Origin of the sequence: Streptococcus sp. HMSC078H03 (assembly GCF_001808655.1) — a bacterium.
Lineage (GTDB): Bacteria > Bacillota > Bacilli > Lactobacillales > Streptococcaceae > Streptococcus > Streptococcus salivarius_G.
In genome coordinates this window covers 1-268 of the sequence record NZ_KV794081.1, presented here as the reverse complement: position 1 = coordinate 268, position 268 = coordinate 1, and the positions used below count along the sequence as shown (strand labels likewise).

Annotated in this window: 1 protein-coding gene; it reads right to left on the bottom strand. The window is 41.4% G+C overall.

The features are described 5' to 3' along the window. Window positions 1-268, bottom strand: a 268-nt coding sequence (locus HMPREF2607_RS02350) for an SspB-related isopeptide-forming adhesin (RefSeq protein WP_148130143.1), incomplete at both ends; no start/stop codon positions are given.

Genomic DNA, 268 nt, shown 5'->3' with positions numbered 1-268 from the left:
CTGTTGTTGGGATGTCGAACTTGTAGTAACGTCCAAAGGCGAATTTAGTTGTGTCGATAACTTGAGTGTTTTCTGCGTCGCCTAGTGACTTAGTGAAGCCATCTTTAAGGGTTGCAGTGATCACACCGTTGTTCACAGTGATATCGAATTTATCAGTTACTTCTGCACCAGTTACTGAATCGTAGGCTTTAATCTTAGTAGCGTCAAGATCCAACTTAGTTTCATCGTAGTCATCTGAGATTCCTACTGATTGGATGTTGTCCTTGTT